Below are 17,624 nucleotides of genomic sequence, written 5' to 3'. Positions count from 1 at the left end.
TGCGCCGGGCCACCAAAGGGGGACAGGGGGAGTGACCTGCTGGTTTGCAGGGTCAGCCGCACTCGGGGCAGCGTCCGACGTGGCCGCTGAGCGCCCGGGCCATCCGCGCCTTCGTTGAAGCGGCGTACGTCGAGCTGGCCTTCGCCGACGGCTTGCCGGCATGCCGCCTGGAGTGGGCGCTCAGATAGCCGATCTCCCGCTCGTATTCCTCACGGATGGCGGCGAACTGCGGGCAGGTCCTCATGGTGTGGTGCTCCTTGTCGTCGTGTTGCTGTTTGGGCTGCGCAGGGCTGCCAGGACCAGGCTGAGTCGGTCGTTTCGGCCGCCGGGGAGCTTCTCGCGGCGGATGATCTCCCTGAGCTGGACTCGAGTCACGGCCGCGTTGCCGTCCCGTTCCAGCAGCGCGGGCACGTGGGGGCGGATCAGCTCGACCAGATGGTCGATGTCCTGCTCCGGCTCACGCGCCGGACGCTGAGCCTGCGGGCCGCGGGACCGGCTACTGCGCTTGCTCTTCCCCTTTGCCTTGGGGGCCGGCGTCCGGCGCAGGGGAACCTGGTGCCCCCGGTCCCCGGTGGTGTCGGTCACCGTGTCGTTCGGTCCCCGGTCCCCGGTGGTGTCGGTCACCGTGTCGTTCGCTCCCCGGTCCCCGGTGGTGTCGGTCACCGACTCGTCGGTCCCCGGTCCCCGGTGCCATTCAGGGCGTTGTGCAGGCACTTCATCGACCAGGAGGCCGGTCCCCGAGCGGCTCTCGTGCTCCTCACCGGGCTCCGCGTTCACTGCCTTGGTCCCCGGCTCGTGGGTCCCGTGAATCGAGCCTCGGTCCTCGGTCCCCGCCTCGGTCCCCGCTGCCCGGTCCTCGGTCCCGGGGTGCTGCTTGGCGTTCTCGGTGTCTGGTCCCCGGTGAGGTTGCAGTCCCCGGTCCCCGTTCCGAGTGACGACGATGTGGGGACCGTCGTTGGCCGAGCTGCTCTCGGCGCTAGCGGCGGGGACCGTGGTCGCCATCTCGCCGGAGCGCGGTGGGGACCATGGGGAGGGCAGCGGGACGGTGGCGAGCGCGAGCGCGTGTCGGCGGGCGGCAAGCTGGGCCAGCAGCTCGGCTCGCTGGGCGGGGACGGTGGCGACCGAGGCCCGGCCGATCGCTATCGACAGCCGCCGGGTCAGGCGCCGCCCCCGTCGACTCTGCCGCTGCTCGGCTGTGAGTTCGGCAAGCCGGGTGGCCAGGGCCACGGCGCGGGCGGTGGCGCGGTCACGGGTGATCTGCGCAGCGTCGCGGTCCCGGGCGGCGATGCCAAGTCGGGACAGCAGGCGCTCGCGTGCTTCTCGCCCGAGAGTGGCGATCAGGCCGTGGGAGGCGGCACCAGGGGTGCGCAGGCGCAGCTCGATGCCCATGGCCAGGTGCCAGAGCATCGCCGCCATCACCGGTCCGACGAAGGCGCGGACAGTGCCTCCTACGGGACCGCTCTCGGCGTAAGCGGGGATCACCTGCACTCCGGTGATGAGCCACACCAAGGTGCCCGGCAGTCCAGGAGCGCCCTGAGTGTTCAGGTTCTGCCGGGCCATCAGGGCGGTGGCGAACAGGCCCAGTTCCGCGGCGGCGAACATGCTGGCGCGTTCGGCCGTGCCGGCGATGTTGAGATAGTCGGCGGCGAAGCGCCAGCTGGTGTCGGCGCTGTAGGCGGTGCAGCCGAGCGCGGCCAGGGCGGCGACCACGACCGCGGCATTGCCGAGTCGTTTCTGCGGGTTCTGTGCCCGTCGCCGGAACGCCCAGCCGACCAGAGCCAGGGCCAGCGCGGCGGCGGGGACGCCGAGGGCGAGCAGGTGGGAGAGGTCGGGGCTCGCACCGAGGGACAGGGAAGGGTGGGTCATGCGGCCTTTCCGAGAGGGGCGTGCGCCGAGGCCGGCGCCACCGGGCGGGTGACGGGCTGCTGTCTGGCGGGCCGGGCGGACGTAGGTCGGCTGGTCTTGCCGGGTACGGCCTTCCTCTTTGCGTCCTTGCGCCGAGGTACGCCAAGGGTGCGATCGCGGTCGAAGACCTTGTTGGCCGCCTGCCGCAGCAGGTCCCGGGCGTGCTTGGTGCCGATCTGCAGGGCGACGGCGAGCCGGTCGGGTCGCCATCCGCGGACATAGGCGTGGTCGATGACGACCTGCCGTTCGGCCTCGGTGAGGTGGACGTCGCGGCCGTTGAAGAAGGCGATCACGCGGCTGTAGTCGAGGCGATGGGGCAGTCCCTTGTGCCAGGGTTCGCGTTCTTCAGCGGTCAGCCCGCCCCAGACGCCCTCCTTGAGGTCGTTCTCCAAGGCGTAGTTGAGGCAGTCGCGGCGCACGGGGCACATGGCGCAGAGTTCCTTCGCGTCGGCGATGGCCTCGTAGTCCCGGGGCAGGGGAAAGAAGGTGGCGTCGGCGTCGTCGGGGTCCATGCCGTGGCAGGCGCCGTGGGGCTGCCAGCTGGTGTCGCCGATGCCGCGCAGGCCGGTGGCCGGCGTGGTGTGGGTGGTGATGTGGCGCAAGGTGGTCTCCGGTGTGCTGCCGCGCCGGCCGACAGCAGGTCGGCGTGGGTGGACGCGGCGTCGGGCCCCTGCTGCGGCGCGGGACAGGGGCGCGGCAGCAGGGGCGGGACGGTGGTGTTGCGCGGGTGCACCGGACGGTGCACCGTCGTGCGGGCCGGTCAGGCCAGGGCCGTGTGCTGGGCGGCGGCGAGGTCCAGGCGGCAGTGATGCGGGGTGGCCCGCAGGGCGCTGCCGCGTGCGAAGCCGTCGGGGTCGACGCGCCGGCGGCGGCACGGCTCGCCGACCGGTGCCTCGCACCAACCGCAGCGCACCGAGAGAGCGTCGGGCTGGCCCTGGGCGAGGGCTGCCTCGCGGGCGGCGCGGGCGCGACGGAAGGGCGCGAGGGCGGCCCTGGCCTCCGGCGGGATGCAGGAGCCGACTTCCTTCAGCCGGGCTTCCAGCCTCGGGCTGACACGGCTTGCGGCCAGCTGCCGGTACATCACCGGCTGGGCGGAGCCGGTGGCGACCGCACGGCGGGTGCCGACCAGCTCAGCGGTCCATGCCGCCTGATCGTCGGGGTCGGCCGACGGGGTGGGGTCGGTGTGCCGGTGCAGGCGGTCGCGCTTGTAGCTCTCCCACGGGCGGGCGATGTCCGCGGGCAGGATCTGGTACGGCGAAACGCGGATGTGGCGGCGGGCGACGACGCAGGCGTCCCAGCCGTGCGGCGTGGTCAGCGGTACCTCGTCCAGCAGCTCGTGCCACTGGGCGAGCTGGTCGCGGGCTTCGCCCTGGTCCGTGCGGATGGTGCGGGGGTCGAGTCGGCCGATGTAGGCCAGCAGGGCGGCAGTTTCGCGGCGGTCCATGGGCTACTCCGTTCCGGTCGGCGTCGGCTCGTTGAGGGCGGCGAGGAGAGCGGCGGTGTGGGCCTCGGCGCGGGTCATTCCGCCCGTCGGGGCATGTCCGCTGCCAGGTATGGCGTAGAGCTTCGGGCGGGCCGGAGCGTGCTCCCGGGCGATCCAGGAGCGCCAGTCGGCAGCCCAGGCAGCCGGCGGTCGGGGGATGTGCCCGGCGCGGTGGGCGCGCCACTTCGCGTCGGCTGCTCGCAGGCCCTCCTCGCCGAGGCGGTCGAGGTGGCCTTGCTGGCGGGCCCAGGTTTGGCTGGCTGGGTCGACCTGCCAGTCGGCAGCCGAGGTGACGGCAGCACCACTACTGCTGCCTTTCCGGTTCAACTTAGGTTCTTTACGGTTCTGTGTGTCGGATTCCGTACCGTGCTGGGGTCGCATTCCGGCACGTCGGGGGGTCGGATTCCGACGCGAGGGGCCGGATTCCGTACCGGCCGGATTCCGGCGGGAGGGGCCGGATTCCTCACCCTTCTTGGGCCAGATCCCGTACCGCCGCAGGCTCTTCTCGGCCTCCTCGCCCAGCTCGGGCACCGGATCGGAGTCGGTCGGTGGGTCGACATACGCCTCCGGGTCCTCGTGTCGAGCGTCGGCGACCTTCGCCAGCCACGCGGCAGCCCGGGACAGCCGGTACACCGTGGTCCGTTGCGGGCCCTCCAGGTGCCCCAGCACCCGCAGCTCGCCGCTCTTGTCGAGCGCGACCAGCGCGTCCCGCACCGCCGTCCGGCTGGCGTTCGTTCTCTCCACCAGACTCGTCAGCGAGGCCCAGGCGACGCACTTGTCGTCGGCGACCCGATCTGCGATCGACAGCAGGACCAGCCGCGCGGTGCCCCGGCTGGAGCTGTGCTCCCACACCCACTCGCGTGCGTCGACGCTCATCGGACACCCCTGACCGCGACGCCTGGCCGACTGTTCGCCGACGCCGGGCTGACGTGCAGTGTGCCCAAGCGATGTGACGCCGGGGCGAGGGTGGATGCCACGCAGGCCGTATGACTGGGCCTTTTGCGTATGGCGGGAGGCATGGAAGAATCCCCTTTGCAGTGTTGCCACGCTGAAGCGCCCGTCGGAAAGGGATCAGCGTGGTGATGGTGGGCAATCTCCGCCCTCTTGGGCCTAGCCGGGCCGGATTGAGGCGGTACGTGCCGCTACGCGTTCGGCGTCCAGGAGTAGCCGCTCCTGGGCGCCGTCGCTGTATACGGACCGCGCGAGTCGTTGGGTTCCTGCCCTCCTCCTCACGCTCATTGGGCCCCAGGCGGGCTGCCCGGGGAACGACGAACATACGCAACGACCCGTGTCAAGATCCAGAGTTGGCTCTAAAACTCTGTACTAGTTGCAGAGAGCGATGGGGCCGCACGTCTGGCGGCTGGTGGCGATCGGCCATGCACTGCTGAGCCGCCGTGGGACGGTTGCCGCGATTACCCGCCACGCCTGTAGACGCGAAGGTGCAATTCGAGGCACTAAAATCTGCGTCGAAAATATTGCGTCGAGTCCGATGCTAGCGTTCGCCTTCGGAGTGTGGAACGACGAACCGCTTAGCGTCGCGCTGCGAGTACCGCTATCCGGCCGTGTGTTCCTCGACGGATGTTCCAGCTGGCAGCGATGTCGCCAGGCAACCGACTAAGTGGTGGGCGCAGACCGAAGGGTCCGAGCGCCTCGGCATGTTCCTCACTGCGAACCCCCTTGTGTCTCATGCCACATTGCTGGTCGGAACTGCTGGCCAGGGCGATTTAAGTCAAGCCCGTCCGAGCGCGTCAACGGCAACCATTTGTCCAGTTTGTTACAATACGTCGCTAGGGTTGCATGGTAGCTGATTCGTACCTACGCCGCCGTAACTCGAGCCTGAGGTAAGGCAAATGCTCGCAACGGAGCCAACTGGTTGCCCGTTAATGAGTGTGGTCTAGACCGCCCGCTGCTTCGCTCAACGAAAAGCGGCAACGTTTTGCCGATTTACCGGCCGCCTGCATGAGTGGATCTTGAGTCGTGTCCGTTTGGGGCGTGAACGTGCCACCATGTCGCGCCTCGTTTGTTCGACGTTGAACCATAGGGCCGTCTTTCATGGCGACCCACCCGGATCAAGATCACTTAGGGATTGCGTATGGTTCTTCCGGGAGGCGAAGGGTGGGCCCGGCGGATTCCCTGCCGCTTGGGTCCTTACGTGCGCCCGGAAAGAAGCGTCTCCTGATAGTCAAAGGCAGGATTTTCGTGGTCACGCAGGAACAAAAGCCCAGCGGCAATGACGCTCTGGAAGAGGAGATTTCGGAGCGCGGTGACAGCGGACAGCAGTTGGCCGGCCACTACATGGGCTTCGGTGCCCTCCTGCGCAGGTGGCGCAAAGCGGCAGGGGTAACGCAGTACCGGACGGCCAGGGCTCTGGGCATGAGTGAGCGCACGTATCGCAAGATCGAACGTGGCGCGACGCCACCCCGGCTGTCCCGCACGCAATGCGAGGCCCTTTCCGAGCTACTTCAGCTTGACCGCGACGAGCGTCACGCACTGCTGCTCTACAACGTCGGCTCGATGCTCGTTCCGCCGAAGGGGGCCGGACAGCCGGAGCTGCAACAGGCTTTGCGTCTGCTCATCGACCGGCAGATGCCCAGCCCCGCGTACCTGTGTGACCAGCACTGGAACATCCTGGCTTTCAACACGGCCATGGCGGAGTGGTGGCCGTGGGTGATGGAGCCGGGCGCGAATCTCATTCGGTGGGCTTTGACAACGCCGGAGGCCCGCGCTCAGTACCAGGACTGGGACAAGCACGCCTCGGCGTATGTGAAGATCCTCAAGTTCGCCCAGGCCACCAGGCCGAATGATGCCGAGCTGCGCCGGCTGATCGAGGACGTCAAGAAGGACCCCGACGTGCGGCACGTCTGGGAGACCGAGCACGACATGGGGGAGACCCGCGATGGCCATGTCTTCCGGATGAACGTGCCGACGCTGGACTGGGAGACGATCGAGGTCGTCAGCCACGTCCTCTATCCGGCGTCGATGCCCGACTGTCGCTTCGTCGTGATCACCTGGATCGAAGGCCACGGCGACGACGAGCGCGACGCGCTCGGCGGCGTCCGCGACGCTTGGGCAACAATGACCGCGAACGAAAACGACGTGGCGACGGCACAGCGGCACGCGCAGAACCGTGCGGCCGAGGACGCCGCCACCCGTTGGCGAAGGGAAGCGGCAACCCTCGCGGCCCGCATGGTTGTCGCCACTGCAGACGAAGCAGCAGCACTAGCGGGGGACAACGGCGTCCCTCTGCCGGCCATCAGCGGGACCGTGGGTTCCGACGTCCACCTGACGCTTGCGCCGGACAAGCGCACCGTGGTCTGGGCCACCGAAGAGACGACCGGTTGTTGGTCCGTCACCCATGTCTCGCCGGCCACCGTTATCGCTCGCGTGCCCAGGCACGCGGTAGAGGGCGCGTGCCTCCTTGAGATGCGTCAGCTGGTGCGCGCTGCGCTGCCGGCCGATCCTGCGGCGGCAAGCGTTCGCATCGGGCAGCTCCTCGACGAGCGCGACACCGAGCAGCGTGTGCTCCGCGATGTCCTGCAGCAGGTTCAGGAAGGCAATGCCGAGTCGCCGAAGAGCTGCATGGCAGGCTGAGGGACCGCGATGGACGGCCTTGCTCAGAGCCGCCCGCCGACAGCATCAGTGGCCCCCATGCCATCTGCCCCCCACACAGGAAGACCTTTCTCGTGAAGAAGTACACCTATGCCCTCCCGTTGCGCTGGGCCGACGCGGACGCGTACGGGCACGTCAATAACGCACTCTTCCCCCGGTACATGGAGGAGGCGAGGACCCGGATGTTCCAGGAGATGCTGCCCACCGACGAAGCCGGCCGCCGCCAGCACGCATTCGTGGTCAGCCGCTCCATCGTGGACTACCGCGCTCCCCTGTCCTACCGCGAGGAGCCCGTTGACGTGCACGTCAGGGTCGTCACCTGCCGGGGGGCGAGGCTGGAACTTGCCTACGAAATCCGTGACGCGGACCATCTGTATGCCGAAGCCACGACCTTGATGGCCGCGTACAACCTGGAGATCGGCAGGCCGCGGCGGATCTCTCAAGCCGAGCTGGACTTCCTCGCTCGCTACACCGAGTCCTGAACCGCTGCGCTGTCTCTGCATGCATGCAGGCCCCGGCTGACGACGTCCAGCCGGGGCCCATGCGTCTCTGGCCGCATCCGTCACTGCCGGGAGAGGCGGTTGAGCACGTCGAGAAGCGGGAGCACGTGGCAGGGCTACGTCAGCGAAGCAGCTCGTCGCCGGAATCCTGTGGCGGAAGGAACTTCGCGGCTTTTCGGGCCAGGACGGCAGTGAAGTATTCACGTGCGTCGGGACGCAGTCGCGCGAGGGCGACCATGCCAGTGATGACAGCGTCGGCCACCTCGTCTTGGACGTCTGTCCACGTGTGGCTGTGCCCTTTTCTCGGATTGGTGCCCCGGGCTCCGATGACGGCCTGCGCAGCCTCGCCAACCTCTTCCGCGAGCTTGAGCACTTGCAGGGTCCATTGCTCCTCTGGCGCGAGTCCGTTCTCGGCATCGAGACGGCTGAACGTGTCGGCCAGACGCTGGATCGTATCCCAGTCGTCGGTCAGAGCGCCGCACCTGTGCTGACCGCGGGATTGCGGAGATAGTGCGGTTCTGCGCATCAGTGCTGGATCGCTGACGAATCCGAGCCCCTCGTACAGAGACCTGGATTCGTCACTGGCGTGCAGTTCGAAAAGGGTGATGTCTTCCTGCTCCAGGTCGTTGAGGAGCGCGATGAGGGCGGCTTTGGCGTAGCCGCGACGTCGGTACCCGGGCCGGGTGGCCACGGCTTGGATGCGTGCGGCCAGTCCCTTGGGATACCGGGGTGCGGGCAGTACGGGGCTGACGAGTGCCAGGGCGCAGGTGACGAGTCCTCCCTCGGGTGCTTCGACGACGTAGGCCCGGGCATCGCCGTGAGCCTGGAGGCGTTCGGTCAGTTGGTCTCGGCACAGGGCCAGCCAGTCAGGGGTGAGCGGCTGGGAGAGGATCAGCTCGGACCGCAGGCGGGTGATGCCTTCGGCATCGGCGGGCGTGGCACGGCGTGGAGTGGTCACGGGATCGGTCCTGTTGATTCGGCGATGGGTGAGGCGGTAGGGGGTTCACCGGACGAGGCCCGCCTCAGTCAGGGCTGGGATGACGCGGAGGCGGTCGTGTGCGGGTCGGTGATGGGCGAGAAACGGGCGGGGGCGTGGTCGATGGGGAGGTCCGGGCGCCAGGTTGTGAGGATCTGGGCGCTGCATTCGAACAGGTCCGGCGGCAGGGCATCCAGCGGCCACCAGCGCCAGTCTCCGACACTCTCGCCAGGCTGGTCGGCCGGCTCGCCTTGCCAGTGGGTGACGAGCGCGCCGAAGGTGATGCGGACGACGTCGCCAACCTGGTCGAGGAACATGCCGAGAAGACGGACGTCGGCCGGGTCGGCGCACAGACCGGTCTCCTCGGCGAGTTCGCGCACGACTGCCTCTTGCAGTGACTCGCCCGGCTCCACGGTCCCGCCGGGCAGCTCCCGTGTGCCCAGCCGGTGTCGGCCAAGGAGGAGGCCCTGGGGTCCGAGCAGCACTGCCCCGACGCCGACGGCCGCGTGGGCGACGGGTGGCTTCGCGGTGCGGGGACGGGCGGTGATCCGGGCCGGCCGGTGGACCTGGAACAGTCGGTAGGAGGCGTGGTTGTTCTTCTCCGGTGCGTCGAGGACGGTGATGCCCCGCACGCGGAACCCGTAGTGCACGAGCAGCTCTTCCCACAACTCGGGTGTGAGCACCCACATGTGCACGGTGAGATCGTCGCCGCCGGCCAGGCGCAGGATCTCCGGGCGTGGGGTGACGGTCGAGGCGGGGCCATCGCCGGCGGAGTTGGTGTGCAGCACGGTGAAGTACAGCCGTCCGCCCGGTTTGACGGCGGTGGCCAGGGCGGGCAGGAGCCTGTGCGGGTCGAGGAAGTGGAAGGTGCTGAGGGAGTAGATCACGTCGTACGGGGCTGTCGTGCCCAGGTACTCGACAGCGTCGGCGTGCACCAGCCGCAGGTCCGGTACATCGGGGTAGCGGGCACGCGCTCTCTCGATCTGGCTGAGGGAAGCATCGACGCCGTCCACCTGCGCTCCGTAGGTGCGGGCCAGGTGGGCGGCGTGCCGGCCAGGGCCGCAGCCGATGTCCAGGACCCGCAGGCCCTCGATGTCCCCGAGGATGGCGTCCCCGGGCCCGTTTGCTGCAGGGCCCCAGATGATCCGGTCCACTTCCGGCAGGGGAGTGGAGCGCTCCAGGTGGTGCTTTCCATAGGTGTCCCAGGCGAGGCGGGTCTGATGCTCGATGTCCAACACGTCGACCTCCGTGCTCAGTTCAGGGGCGGAGTGCATAGCAGCGCAGCACGTCGAGATCGGCGGTGCGTACTACGGACCAGCCCGCGGTGAGGATTTCGGCCTCGGCGGGTGTGATCCCGAGGTGCCTGTACGGATCGTCCTCCTCACGGCGGCCGGCGAGTTCGGTGACGACCCAGAAGGTCCCGCCGGGCGCCAGGACCTGTCGGACGCGGTCGAGGAAGGCCGCCTTGTCGTCGATCCACCGGTAGACCAGGCGGCAGGTGACGATCGCATACGCGGCATCCGGCAGGGCGCTGAGGTCGTCGGAGACGAAGTCCATCAGGTGCCAGGCCGGCCCGTCACCCCGCTGGGTGTTGCGGGCCGCGGCGATGGCGCTGGGCGCGAAGTCGATGCCGATGGTGCGGTAACCGAGCTGGTGAAGGTGGCGGGCGAGTGAACCCTCGCCGGTGCCGATGTCGAGTGCCGGGCGTCCGTGGCCCGGTCCGACATGGTCGGCCAGCATCGCTGCCTCGGTGCTGGTGACCTCGCGATACCGGCGTCCACCGGCCCAGAGCGGCTCCCAGTAGTCGGCGGTGGCCGGCACGGTCGCCACTCGGCCGCTTTGCGAGCGGGCAGGACAGCAGGGCTCATGGTCTTGGGCGTCGGCAAGGGGTGCAGGCGCTGCTTCGCCGGGAATGACGGGCCAGTCGATCTTGATCCGCGTGTGTTTCTTATGGAACACGTGCAGGCCGTCGGTATAGGCGCCGGTCGGTCCGGTGGCGTCCTTGGGCTGGACCGTGATGTGCGGGCAGAGTGCGGCGCGGTGGTTGCGCTGCCAGTGCCGGACGTGCTCGGCCATTTCTGTGGCCGCCAGGTGACCGGCCGGTCCGTAGCCGTGGATGACGAACTCGTAGGCGCCGTTGCCGTTTTCGCCGTCTCCGATCCGCTCGTGTGCCAGACGGGCGAGTGACCTCCCACGCACCATGGCCGCGCCGGGCCAGTGCGGGGGTGGGGGACTGACGAGGCCGGTGTCGTGGTCCGGGTCGACGGACAGGCGGCAGAAGCCGGGGAGAGCCCCGGCCAGATAGAGGGTGAGGGAGTCGAAGGATTCCTCACCCCCGACGGTGACGTGCGTACGGACCGTTGAGGGCGCCATACCGAAGGCCGGGGCCAGCTGGTCGACGGGCACGGGCGTTCCGTCCTCGAAGGCAAGGCGGATGCCGCAGCCTGGGATGGTGCGTAGATTCGGTTCCCATGCGCCGGCGCCTTGCATGGGGACGAAGCCGCACACGGTGAGTGGCTCCTCACTGATGAGCGCACCGTCGTGTTTCGTGAAACCGATGGACCAAACGTACTGGTGGAGGCGTAGCGGGGCGACGAGGCGTCCGCCCTCCGCGACCATGGTGATCCACGGCAGATCCCAGGTGTCGACCGTGACGATCACCGCGTCGAATCCGCCTTCGGGGACGACATCGGCGGGCAGATACTCGGCGTCCGCGGTGAGGACACGGACACGGTCGTACCCGGCGGCGGTGAGGAAGCGGGCGGCGCGGTCGGTGACGTCTGGGTCGATGTCGACGGTGGTGACCTGTCCGGTCGGGCCGACCAGTTCGGCGATCAAGGCGGCGTTGTAACCGCCAGAGCCAACCTCCAGGACACGGTCGTCCGGCTGGATGCGGGCCGCTTCGAGCATCACGGCCTGCAGCCATGGTGCGCTGACGGAGCTGCTGATCCGGCCGTCGGGCGTGTGACGGGTGGGGATGATGTCATCGGCGTACGCGGTCTGCACGGGCACGTCCGGTGCGAAAGCATGGCGGGGAACCCTGCGCAGGGCGGCCTCGACACTGGCGGTGCGGACGTGGCCGGCCGCGAGGAGCTGATCGACGAGCCGGTGCCGCAGTGCACTGGGATCGTGTTCCTGCGCGGTAGTGGGGGGAGCCGTCACCCTAGGGCCTTTCGAACGGGTCATGCGGGATCTGCGACGGTGGGGGAGCTGGGGCGGGGGATGGTGCCCGCGGGGGCGTACTGGGCGGCTTGCGCGTCGAACATCGAGGCGTAGCGCCCTTGGGCGGCCATGAGTTCGTCGTGGCTGCCGTGCTCTACGAGGCGTCCGTGGTGCAGGACGTAGATGCGGTCGGCGTGACGGACGCCCGACATGCGGTGGGTGACCAGGACGACGGCCCGATTCGGGGCGGCGAGCCGGCGGATGCGGTCGAACGCGGCGATCTCCGCTTCCGGGTCGAGGGCGGAGGTGGGCTCGTCCACGATGAGCACGCCGTCGGCATCCGAGGTGGAGCTGCGCCAGTGGGTCCGGGCGAGACCGATCTTCTGCCACTCGCCGCCGGACAGTTCGCTCGCGCCGCGGAACATCCGGGCCAGCAGGGTGCGCAGCCCGTCGGGAAGTTTTGCGATGACCGGACCGGCACCCGCGTAGTCCACCGAAGGCTGCAGGTGCTCGGGATCGGCCGGCCGGGCGGGCCGGCCGATCCGGATGTTCAACGCCGCTGTCACGGGCCAGCGTTGGAAGTCCTGGGTGAGCAGTGAGACGCGGTCGAAGACCTCGGAGCGGTCCAGGGAAGCGATGTCCGCTTCTCCCCACAACACCGTCCCGCTCTGCGGCAGCAACAGGCCCGACAACACCTTCATCAGAGTGCTCTTGCCTGAGCCGTTCTCGCCGACCACGGCGGTGACCGAGCCCATGGGCAGCGTGAGGGAGACCCCGTCCAGGGCGGGGGCTTCCCGGTCCGGGTAGCGGTAGCTCACTTTTTCCAGAACGACCTGCCTCACCCGCGCCGGAACGGGATCGCCCCCGCTGGGAATGGTGCGCCGCGCCGCCTCGTCCAGGAAGCGGGCGTGGTCGCGGACGTAGAGGGACTCCTCGTGCAGCTGGTTGATGTTCATCACCAGCGCGCCCAGGCTCGCGGAGCCGGACCGGACGGCGATGACGGCGGTCCCGGCCACGGCCAGACTCATGTGCCCGCTCATGATCAACAGGATCATGGCCGCGTACGTCGCCGCCATGGCGAGTCCGGACAACGCGGCGGCCACCCACTCGGTGACCGCCTTGCCGACGGCCAGCCGCTCCTGCTCGGCCTCGGCGCTCTCGGCCATCCGCTCGTAGCGGCTGAGCAGGAACGGCCCGACGGCATGGATGCGCACCTCCTGCGCGGCGGAGCGCTCGGTGAGCAGGTTCCCGATGAGGCGGCTGGCCCGTACGTGCTCGACCCAAGTCATCACCGACACGTACCGTTCCTGCGCCACCCGCATCGCGCCCCAGCCGCGCGGCGCCGCGATCAGGATCAGCAGCGGCAGCAGCACCGGGTGGAGGATGGTGAGTACGCTGGCCGTGGAGATCAGGGAGATGGTGCCGTTCAGCGCGGCCACGCAGGCGCTGATCATGCGGCGGGCGGATGCGGCGCCGTACTGGGCGACATCGATCAGGCGTCGGAACTCCGGGTCCTCGATGGCCTCCAGCTCCACCGACGCGGCTGCGGCCAGGTACTGGGCCGTGGCGATCCGCTCGACCAGCGGCTCCAGCCGGCCCGCCCGCGAGGTGGACCAGCCGGCCAGACCCGAGTTGACCACGGCCGCTGCTGCGGCGGCGACCAGGCCCGGTAGCACCGCGTGCAGCCGCTGCTCGGGGGTGCCCGAGCCGAGCAGCGCGTGCATGACGGCGTTGACCGCGAGCAACCCGACCGCCGCGGCGACACCCTGCCCGATCTCGCTGACGGCGACCGTGAGCAGCGCGCGGCGGTCTGCCTGCCACGCCATCCGCAAGGTCGCCCCGACCAGCCTGGGCATGGAGCGCAGAGCCGACATCATCGTCAGGTCGAGCCGGGCACGCTCGTGTTCCGACCAGCCCAAGTCGTAGCGCAGAGGACCGCCGAAGAGTTCCTCCTCGGCGTCGGAGACCTCCGGCTCCGCCATCCGCACGCGTCCGAAGAACCTCTTCACCGGGCGCCTCCCGGCTCGGAACAGCTCAGCGACCGGAGAGCCGGCGTGGGCAGCCACCGCGCCATGGTGGCGACCGTGATCATCCGCACAGAGGCCATGCCGTCGGACTCGTCGCGGTACGAGTACCCATCCCCTCGTGCCACGTTATTGGGAGTCGCATGTGCTGGTGTTCTAGCCGAAGTCAACGTGGTCCCCCTTGACGGTTGTGCGGCTGGTTCGTGTGGCTCAACGAGCCGGCCGGAATTTCGAACACATGTGTTTCGGTCGTGTTGGTAACCCTGGGATTGAGCGCGCGCCGGAGCTTGTGGGTGGCATCGACCCTTGCGGCCCCAGGGTCAGAGGTCGGAGCGGCGGTGGCCAAAACGCCGAGCATGCTGCTGCGGCGCCGGGGACGGGCGCGGTCTCGTCGAAGCGTGTGAGCAGAGCGCCGGATCCAGGGAGCGGCGGTCGACCGCGGTCATCAGGAGAAGCGGGCGATCGCCCGCCCGGTGTGGGTCCGCAACAAGGTGCCGGCCCTCGCGAGGTCCTCGGGAGTGTCGACCGCCAACCCATCGTCCGCGACGCCGAGCATCCGTACGTCGTGGCCATGCTCGATGAAGCGCAGCATCTCCACGCCTTCGGCACGTTCCAGCGGCCCCTGAGGGAGACGCCGGAACGTGTCGAGGGCCGTTCGGGTGAAGCCGTAGAGACCGAGCTGACGCAGGTACCTCGGCCGGTCACCGCGCGGGTAGGGGATCGGCTGCCGGGAGAACATGAGGGCGTTGTGCTCGGCGTCGACGACGACCTTGACGACGTTGTGGTCCAGGACGGCACTGGCGTCGTCCAGCTCCGTGTATGCGTTCACTGCCAGGGCTCTGGGTGCCAGGTGCTCCATGGCTTGGGAGACAGCGTCAATCGCGGTGGGGGAGATGAACGGCTCGTCCCCCTGGACGTTGATGTAGGCGTCTGCGGGCAGGCGTTCTGCGCACTCCGCGACGCGGTCCGTGCCGGTGAGGTGTTCTCCGGTCCGCATGCACTCGATGCCCAGGCGGTGGCACACCTCCTCGATGCGCTCGTCATCGGTGGCGACCACCACCCCGTCGAGGCGCTCTGCCTCCAGGCAGCGCTGGTGGACGTGCCACAGCAGCGGCTTGTCCCCGAGCTGCGCAAGGGGCTTTCCTGGAAATCGGGAGGCTCCCCAGCGGCACGGGATGACCGCTATGCGGTGGCGGCGCGCGGTGCTCGGCGGTGCGGCGGTGGTGACTGCCACGGCGTACTCCCGTCGGTGAGTGTCAGGAATGGGTGGGGCGGGGGAGGAGGGCCAGCTTGGCGCGGACGGTCGGCGAGGCAGAGTCCTTGAAGGACCGCCACTCGTATCCGCTGACCTCTTCGGTTTGAAGCGTCACGGCGTGTTCGGCCCGGAGGAGGAAGGCCCAGCGGAAGTCGACGTGCTGGTGTGCCGGCTCGCCCTTCGCGGGGTTGGCGGCGATGTCGTGTACATCGATGTCCAGCGGCACGGTCTCAAAGCCAGGGAGGGGGACGACGGCATCGCGAGGAATGCCGACTTCCTCGCCCAGTTCACGAAGGGCGGCACCGGGAAGGTCTTTGTCCCCTGGCTCGTTGTGGCCACCGGGCGCGAGGGCCTTGCCCGTGGCGTTGTGCTGAATGTGGAGCACCCGGTCGTTGCTGTCGATGACGATGGCGCTGCACGTGACGTGCGTGGGAAAGGTCTTGCGGCTGGTCGGATCGTCCCCGCCGGTAAGGGCGACGAAGAGCGCAGCCAGGGCGTCCCGCTCGGACGGGTGGCGGGTGAGGTACCCCTCAACGGTGGCACGGATGCGGTCGGGGGAAGGCGGCATGGAATCACCTGTCGAAGAAGTCGAACCAGATCCTGGCGATGGCCTGGCGGTCGGGTGCGGCCATTTCGTGGAGACCGGACTGGAAGCGGCCGTGGCTGAGGGCCGCGGTGGCGGCCAGTATCTCGGCCTGAACGAGATGGATGTATGAGCCGACGGCGGCGCCGTGCACGAAGTTGACGGCGCCGCCGTCAGCGAGGACGTAGAAGTAGTGGCCCGTGATCTCGTAGCGCGTCAGATGCTCGCTGACCGGGGTGCGCTTGTAGAGGCCATGGAGGCTGCCGAGTTCAAGTTCGTCCTCTGAGGACGTTACCGAGGCGAGGTACGCCCCGTTGCGGAGGGCGGAGAAATCGCCCTGGCGGAGGGCGAGGTTGCCGGTGGCACACAGGACGAGTTCCGCCTCCCGCAGCGCCTCGGCCGTCGACGCGCTCGTACGGAAGCCTTGGGAATGCGCCTGCACTCTCTTGACTGGATCGGTGTCGTGGACGGTGACGCGTAGGTCTTGGGCGCGCAGCGTCTGAGCGATGGCCCGGCCGACCTTGCCGAACCCGATGACGCAGGCATTTCGGCTGGTCAGAATGTCGCCGCGTGCGCGTACGAGGGCGTCGGTCGAGAAGACGATGGACCGGCCCACTAGGTGGTCCTCGCAGTCCTTCAGCGGGGAGCGGGCCACCGAGACGACCGGGCAGGGCAGGCGGTCGAGTGCCGCGTACCGCTGGTGTCCGTTCTCGGTGTCCTCGACGACGCCGAGGACACGGCCGGAGAACTTCTCTACCAGGGTGTCGAGGCACGGCGCGAAGTAGCCGCCGATGTCTATCAGGATGACGTTCCGGCCGCCTGCTGTGTCCTCCAGGTACTCCAACGCCCAGGTCGAGTCGGCAAACAGTTCTCGGTTCAGGTCATGGATGGTGAAGGCACGTCGGACCTTCTCCAGCGTCGGCTGGTCGACGGACCTGGGCTTGGGTAGTACAGCACCGACCGTGGACGTCGCGGCCATCGCGCGGAGGAACGCCGGCCGCTCGGAGAGCAGGTGCGTGATGATCAGCGTGGTGACGTGCTCGCCAGCGGGGAACCGTGTTGTGATCTGCCGGAAAAAGGCTTCCAGTCGCGCCCTTTCAAGACTCTCCACTGCAACTCCTCCTGGTGTCCCGCTGGTTATGCCGCGCGGCCGTACGCGGCGGTCTCGGCGGCCAGCGCCTGCATGTGGGCTCGCATGCCGTTGTGAAGGTCGACCTGGGGCTGCCAGCCCAAGACCTCATGGGCGCGGCCGGGGTCGGCGCGGGTGGTGAGGACGTCGCCGCTGCGGGGGTTTTCCTGGTGAACCTGGATCTCGCGACCGGAGAGGCTGTTCGCAATGTTGATCACTTCCAGCAGGGAGGCGCTCGAACCACCCCCGACGTTGATCACTCCGCTGGCGGTCGGGATCGTGGCCGCGGCGATGGTGGCGGCGACTGCGTCGTCGATGTACGTGAAGTCCCTGCGCTGGTGACCGTCTCCGTACAGACGTAGTGACTGGCCGGTCAGGGCGGCCGTGAGGGCGCGGTGCGTGAACATGTCGGGGCGCTGCCGGGGGCCGTAAACGGTGAAGTACCGCAGAGCGACGACGCTGGTGGGGCAATGGGCCTGGGCGGAGTGCGCGAGGCAGAGCTGCTCCTCGGCGAGTTTCGTGACCGCGTACGGGGATGCCGGCTGTGGCCGGTCGGTTTCTACGCTCGGACCGCCCTCGGTGGGGCCGTAGACGCTGGAGGACGAGGCCACCACCAGCCGGGGAACACCCATACGGGTGACGGCGTCCATGACGCGGTGGGTGGCGAGGACGTTGGAGGCGACGTACTCGCTGAACTTCGGCCCCCAGGAGGGGCGTACCCCGGGGATGCCGGCCAGGTGAAAGACGGCGTTCGCGTCCACGAGTAGCGGCTCGATCGCGCAGTTGAGGAGGTCAGCGGTGACGTGCATGTACCCCGGGAGCCTCTGCAGGGCGGCCAGGTTGGCTGCGGCCGTGGGGTCGGTGGCAGGGTCACGGCGGTCGACGCCGACGACGACGGCGCCGGCCTGGACGAGGGCCTGCGCGAGGTGGGAGCCGATAAAGCCGGCGTCGCCGGTCACCACAGCCCGGCGGGGCACGGTGGTGGTCATGTGGGATGC

General features: G+C 69.0%; 15 protein-coding genes. 2 read left to right on the top strand and 13 right to left on the bottom strand.

Translation table 11 applies throughout. The features are described 5' to 3' along the window. Positions 1-52: 52 nt before the first annotated feature. From ABB07_RS09095 to ABB07_RS09075, 5 genes are all read right to left on the bottom strand, one after another. Positions 53-244: a hypothetical protein gene (locus ABB07_RS09095; protein WP_058083010.1), complete on the bottom strand. Its 192-nt coding sequence runs from the start codon at positions 242-244 to the stop codon at positions 53-55. Continuing rightward, positions 241-1,866 (bottom strand): hypothetical protein, encoded by a 1,626-nt coding sequence (locus tag ABB07_RS09090; RefSeq protein ID WP_208898240.1) that lies wholly within the window; start codon positions 1,864-1,866, stop codon positions 241-243. The genes ABB07_RS09095 and ABB07_RS09090 overlap by 4 nt, the downstream gene beginning before the upstream one ends. Further along, entirely contained in the window at positions 1,863-2,507 is a 645-nt protein-coding gene (locus tag ABB07_RS09085; RefSeq protein ID WP_208898239.1) for a WhiB family transcriptional regulator, read from the bottom strand. Before ABB07_RS09085 ends, ABB07_RS09090 begins: the two co-directional genes overlap by 4 nt. Before the next feature lie 158 nt (positions 2,508-2,665). Continuing rightward, entirely contained in the window at positions 2,666-3,349 is a 684-nt protein-coding gene (locus ABB07_RS09080; protein WP_208898238.1) for a zinc finger domain-containing protein, read from the bottom strand. 3 nt (positions 3,350-3,352) lie between these two features. Next, positions 3,353-4,264, bottom strand: coding sequence for a helix-turn-helix domain-containing protein (locus ABB07_RS09075; protein WP_208898237.1), 912 nt, complete (start codon positions 4,262-4,264; stop codon positions 3,353-3,355). A gap of 1,323 nt (positions 4,265-5,587) precedes the next feature. On the opposite strand from ABB07_RS09075, the gene ABB07_RS09070 reads away from it, so the two are divergent. Then, a complete protein-coding gene (locus ABB07_RS09070) occupies positions 5,588-6,979 on the top strand; it encodes a helix-turn-helix transcriptional regulator (RefSeq protein ID WP_244189288.1) in 1,392 nt (463 codons plus the stop codon). 92 nt (positions 6,980-7,071) lie between these two features. Then, positions 7,072-7,479 carry an acyl-CoA thioesterase gene (locus ABB07_RS09065; protein WP_208898236.1) on the top strand — a complete coding sequence of 136 codons (408 nt, stop codon included), beginning with the start codon at positions 7,072-7,074 and terminating at the stop codon, positions 7,477-7,479. Between the two features lie 139 nt (positions 7,480-7,618). On the opposite strand, the gene ABB07_RS41730 is transcribed toward ABB07_RS09065, so the two are convergent. From ABB07_RS41730 to ABB07_RS09020, 8 genes are all read right to left on the bottom strand, one after another. Continuing rightward, positions 7,619-8,455: a GNAT family N-acetyltransferase gene (locus ABB07_RS41730; protein ID WP_341845875.1), complete on the bottom strand. Its 837-nt coding sequence runs from the start codon at positions 8,453-8,455 to the stop codon at positions 7,619-7,621. Positions 8,456-8,523: 68 nt separating this feature from the next. Continuing rightward, entirely contained in the window at positions 8,524-9,711 is a 1,188-nt protein-coding gene (locus ABB07_RS09050; protein ID WP_244189287.1) for a bifunctional class I SAM-dependent methyltransferase/NUDIX hydrolase, read from the bottom strand. A gap of 19 nt (positions 9,712-9,730) precedes the next feature. Then, positions 9,731-11,635, bottom strand: a complete 1,905-nt coding sequence (gene fxlM, locus ABB07_RS09045) for a methyltransferase, FxLD system (protein ID WP_208898234.1) — start codon at positions 11,633-11,635, stop codon at positions 9,731-9,733. Between the two features lie 20 nt (positions 11,636-11,655). Further along, positions 11,656-13,617, bottom strand: coding sequence for an ATP-binding cassette domain-containing protein (locus ABB07_RS09040; protein WP_208903352.1), 1,962 nt, complete (start codon positions 13,615-13,617; stop codon positions 11,656-11,658). A gap of 487 nt (positions 13,618-14,104) precedes the next feature. Then, positions 14,105-14,893 (bottom strand): 3-deoxy-manno-octulosonate cytidylyltransferase, encoded by a 789-nt coding sequence (locus ABB07_RS09035; RefSeq protein ID WP_208898233.1) that lies wholly within the window; start codon positions 14,891-14,893, stop codon positions 14,105-14,107. A gap of 22 nt (positions 14,894-14,915) precedes the next feature. After that, positions 14,916-15,482: an NUDIX hydrolase gene (locus tag ABB07_RS09030; protein WP_208898232.1), complete on the bottom strand. Its 567-nt coding sequence runs from the start codon at positions 15,480-15,482 to the stop codon at positions 14,916-14,918. 4 nt (positions 15,483-15,486) lie between these two features. Continuing rightward, positions 15,487-16,608 carry an adenosylhomocysteinase gene (locus ABB07_RS09025; protein WP_208898231.1) on the bottom strand — a complete coding sequence of 374 codons (1,122 nt, stop codon included), beginning with the start codon at positions 16,606-16,608 and terminating at the stop codon, positions 15,487-15,489. A 26-nt stretch (positions 16,609-16,634) separates the two neighbouring features. Continuing rightward, complete coding sequence (locus ABB07_RS09020) at positions 16,635-17,615, bottom strand: NAD-dependent epimerase/dehydratase family protein (RefSeq protein ID WP_244189286.1); 981 nt, start codon at positions 17,613-17,615, stop codon at positions 16,635-16,637. Positions 17,616-17,624 lie beyond the last annotated feature (9 nt).

Origin of the sequence: Streptomyces incarnatus, assembly GCF_001027185.1 — a bacterium.
In the GTDB taxonomy this organism is placed as follows: Bacteria; Actinomycetota; Actinomycetes; order Streptomycetales; family Streptomycetaceae; genus Streptomyces; species Streptomyces puniciscabiei.
Note: the sequence above shows the minus strand (reverse complement) of the source record. Positions and strands in the feature narration are given on the sequence as shown.